At 29.7% G+C, this 4,547-nt stretch carries 5 protein-coding genes; 3 read left to right on the top strand and 2 right to left on the bottom strand.

Annotation, left to right across the window (positions count from 1 at the left end; all coding sequences use genetic code 11):
• Positions 1–260 precede the first annotated feature (260 nt).
• From VK071_03725 to VK071_03735, 3 genes are all read left to right on the top strand, one after another.
• A complete protein-coding gene (locus VK071_03725; GenBank protein HLR34423.1) occupies positions 261–848 on the top strand; it encodes a metallophosphoesterase in 588 nt (195 codons plus the stop codon).
• Positions 849–866: 18 nt separating this feature from the next.
• Positions 867–1,064: an amidohydrolase family protein gene (locus VK071_03730; GenBank protein ID HLR34424.1), complete on the top strand. Its 198-nt coding sequence runs from the start codon at positions 867–869 to the stop codon at positions 1,062–1,064.
• 112 nt (positions 1,065–1,176) lie between these two features.
• A complete protein-coding gene (locus VK071_03735; protein ID HLR34425.1) occupies positions 1,177–2,163 on the top strand; it encodes a 2-hydroxyacid dehydrogenase in 987 nt (328 codons plus the stop codon).
• Between the two features lie 67 nt (positions 2,164–2,230).
• On the opposite strand, the gene VK071_03740 is transcribed toward VK071_03735, so the two are convergent.
• Both VK071_03740 and VK071_03745 read right to left on the bottom strand, forming a co-directional pair.
• Positions 2,231–3,328 carry a glycerol dehydrogenase gene (locus tag VK071_03740; GenBank protein HLR34426.1) on the bottom strand — a complete coding sequence of 366 codons (1,098 nt, stop codon included), beginning with the start codon at positions 3,326–3,328 and terminating at the stop codon, positions 2,231–2,233.
• 124 nt (positions 3,329–3,452) lie between these two features.
• Complete coding sequence (locus tag VK071_03745; GenBank protein ID HLR34427.1) at positions 3,453–3,827, bottom strand: hypothetical protein; 375 nt, start codon at positions 3,825–3,827, stop codon at positions 3,453–3,455.
• Between the last annotated feature and the right edge of the window lie 720 nt (positions 3,828–4,547).

Here is a 4,547-nt window from a genome sequence, read left to right on the forward strand (position 1 = left end):
AAAGAAACTATAATATACGCTATACCCCTTGATACTTTTAACCTAGACTTGCAAGAATTCTCTCATCTTCTATAAGTGGTGGTAGTTCAATAAGTCAGCCAAGACCATTCCACTAACTCATTGGAAATAGTATATATTATATAAATAGTGAACAATCTGGAACATTGTTAAATAATATGTCTATGGAAAGCTTGAAGTATAGTATAAATTAATTTATAATTGATAATGATTATTATTTTTAGGGAGGGCTATATTAAAAAATGAAAGATATATATTTGATATCTGATACCCATTTCGGACACTGGTTTGCAGTAAAATTTTTCAATAGACCCTTTAGAAACATTGCAGAAATGCATAGACAATTAATAAATAATTGGAATAGCAAAGTAGATGAAAGGGATTTAGTATTAATATTAGGAGATTTTTACGGAGGTAGCAGACTTTTTGCAAGGTTCTTATTAAGAAATTTAAATGGTGAAAAAATACTAGTTAAAGGTAATCATGATTTCAAGTTCAGATTAAAAAAGTTGATAGAAACTAAAAAAATTAAAATATATAATAAGATTGAATTTTTCTTAGACGAACATCATTTTATTCTAACTCATAAACCAGTAAAAAATATTCCAAAAGAGACTTTTAATATTCATGGTCATCACCATAGAAAGTTAATACCTTCAAAATTTCAAATTAGTAAATATTATAATGTGGCAGTAGAACATAATAACTATAAACCTGTATCAATAAAAAGTATAATCGAAAATAAATTAGGAGAGCATAATATGGATTTGAGTACTATTGCTGAACAAATTAAATCTTCTAGTATGAACGGAAAGTATGCTTTTGCTTAAAAATTAAAGCTTAGCTCTATAAAATCAGTTAAAAATGTTAATGCTCCAATTAATCATATAGTGAAAATGGCTTCTGAAAATCCTACTAAATATATAGGTATGGATCACAGGAAAGGATCTATCAAGAAAGGTAAGGATGGAGATATTTTAATTATTGATGAAGATTGGAACTTGATTGATGTATATGTAAAAGGGGTATTACAGAATATAGGATAGATTAGTATGTAAATACTAGGCCAATATGATATTAAATGTATATTGGCCTATTTTATTATATTTTGATATAATAAATTCCTTAATAGTAATATATTAAAAAGGGGGGGTAATAATGAAAATTGCATTTTTTGATACTAAACCTTATGATAAAATTAATTTTGAATCCTTAACAAAAGAAATAGGGTACAGTATTACATTCTTTGAAGAAAAACTAACCTCAGAAACAGCCTTCTTGGCTAAAGGCCATGATGCAACTTGTAGTTTTGTAAACGACAATGTTGATGCTCAAGCAATTGAGACCCTTAAAGATCTGGGGATAAAAGTTATATTATTAAGATGTGCTGGTTTTGACAATGTAGATATTAAAAAGGCTAATAAACTGAATATACCAATTCTTAGAGTCCCTGCCTATTCTCCAGCATCAGTTGCCGAATTTGCAGTAGGATTATTACAAGCTGTTAATAGAAAAATACATCTAGGATATAATAGGACTAAAAATTTTAACTTCAGTATAAATGGTCTTTTAGGTACTGACTTAAGAGAAAAGACAGCAGGGATTATTGGTACTGGTAAAATTGGTAAGATAATGATTGAGATATTAACTGGATTTGGTATGAATATAATAGCCTATGACATTTACCCAGATACAAATAGCAATATTAACTATGTTGCCTTCGATGAACTATTAGCTAAATCCGATGTAATTTCACTGCACGCTCCATTAACGCAAGAAACAAAACATATTATTAATGCAGAGAGCATTTCTAAAATGAAAGATGGAGTTATTTTAATTAATACTGCAAGAGGTGGATTAGTAAATACAGATGATTTAATAAATGCTTTAGAAGCTAATAAATTCGCTGGCGTTGGTTTAGATGTTTGTGAACATGAGAGTGAATACTTCTTTGAAGATAAATCCAATGAAGTAGAAAAAGATGAAACTTTAGAGAAACTTCTCTCTTTTAAGGAAGTAATCCTTACTGGACATCAAGCTTTCTTTACAAAAGAAGCTATGGATTCTATTGCAGAAGTTACCCTTAATAATTTTAAAAATTATATTGAAACTGGAGACTTAACTAATGAGGTAAAGCATAAATAAATAAAAAGACCTAATTCAGAATGTAACTTTTACTGAATTAGGTCTTTTTTCATATATTAAATTAATCTTATTCTACTCTATATAATCGTCCTAAACTATCTGTAGTTAATATAGCTGCATATACGTCTTCAGCACTTACCTCAAATGGCATATTATGAATAGTTTCTCCTTCAACACAAGAAGCCTCGGCTACTTTCATAATATCTTCTTCTTTTACTTCATTAATTCCCATTTCCTCTAAAGTTACAGGAAGCCCTACTTCTATACAGAAATTAATTACTTCTTCTAATTCTTCTATTGGACTATTTTCTAATACTAACTGTACTATAGTTCCAAAAGCAACTTTCTCTCCATGATATAGATCATGAACATCCTCAAGTATAGTAAAACCATTGTGAATAGCATGGGCAGCTGCTAAACCACAACTTTCAAAACCTATTCCACTTAAATAAGTATTAGCTTCTACTACATTTTCTACTGCCTTTGTAATTGTCTTTCTTTCTACTGCTAATTTTGCTTTTAATCCATCATTTAGAAGAGTTTCGTAGCATAATTTAGCAATAGCAAAAGCTGCCTTTGTTGCTTTTCCACCAGCCATAGTATTTCCATTAGATGCAGTACATGCTCTTGCTTCGAAATAAGTAGCTAATGCATCTCCTATACCTGCAACTAATAATCTTGCAGGAGCTTTTGATACTATGGAAGTATCTACTAAAACTACTTCTGGATTTTTAGGTAACAATAAGTATTCACTGAACTCTCCTTCTTCAGTATAGATTACAGATAATGCACTAGTAGGAGCATCTGTTGAAGCTATAGTAGGTACTATTACTACAGGAGTATTATTATAATATGCTACTGCTTTGGCTGTATCAAATATCTTTCCACCACCAACACCTACTACTACATCACAATTATTTTTCTCTAGTACCTTTCCAAGTCTATCTATCTCATTTTTAGAGCATTCCCCATTAAAAGGTTCAAATACTAATTCACTATCACTATCTTTAAAACTTTCTTCAATAGTATCCTTAGTACGTTTTATGCCATTATCACTAGCTAACACTAGAACTTTTTTACCTAATGAATTAATATGTTCATATAATTTTTTAAGTTCTCCATTGCCTTGAATATATTTACTAGGAGATATAATTACTTTTGTCATACTATCACCTCTTTTGTATTATATACCAAAATGATAACATAATACGCAATAATGGACAAATTAAATAAATTTATGGGAAAAGATGTTCTTATAAATATTTACTATTTACCTCAATACTTCTTTATTACAGAACACTAATTATAGTATCACCTATTACTGCTGGAGTTTCCGCTACTTTTATTCCACATTCTGTCATAACTTTTATTTTTTCCTTAGCAGTTCCCATACCCCCGGATATAATTGCCCCTGCATGTCCCATTCGTTTTCCCTTTGGAGCAGTTTGACCACTAATAAACCCAACAACAGGCTTATTCATATTTTCTTTAACCCATATAGCTGCCTCTTCTTCAGCTGTACCTCCTATTTCACCTATCATAATAACAGCATGAGTATTGTCATCTTCATTAAAAGCTTTCAATACATCAATAAAATCCGTTCCATTAATAGGGTCTCCCCCTATTCCAACAGCCGCAGATTGGCCTATTCCCTTAGGGTAAATTCATATTTAACTCTATAAAGTCTAAATCTAATTTTTTGCATAGAAAAACATTTTCAATAATGCTATTTTTTTCTATTAAAGTTGGCATTCCAAATTATAGTTCATTTTTTCCTCCCGTATGGTTCTAGTATAGTGTAAAGTACCTACAAAGATTTTATATTCATAATAAAATCTTCAGCTTTTTTATATCTCCTCCTATCATTATAATTCTCATTTTATTAAGTTAATGTGTAATTGTCCAAATAAGTCAAGATTTAATAGATACGTTATTTTGTACTTAACAATTATTATATATGCTATAATATCAATTAAATAATAAATTATATCTTTTCATATATCTCTAATAATTACAATAAAATAGCGAGGTGGAATATGAAAACTAGAAATAAAATTTTACTTGTAATCATATCAATTATTATGCTCATTAATCTTTCTGGATGCGCGGCTGTACGGGATTTCTTTGGCAGAAATAAAGAGCAGTTAATAGACCAGCTATTAAATGTCAAGATGTAATTTAATTTATTTTGCCCTAGTGATTTTAGAATTTCCGTCAGAACCCGTCAAGGGAAAAACACCCTAGACAGAACCTGCCATAAATTCTTATGTAAAAATGGGCAAAACAAATAAACCTAAATTAAGAGCAAAAAATTTAGGCTAGATTAAATCAAACTTAGAAAATTACTTTATATGAGGCACGTAAGGTTTGTTATCACGAAGGAC

The sequence above is a fragment of the Tissierellales bacterium genome (genome assembly GCA_035301805.1).
Taxonomy (GTDB): Bacteria; Bacillota; Clostridia; order Tissierellales; family DATGTQ01; genus DATGTQ01.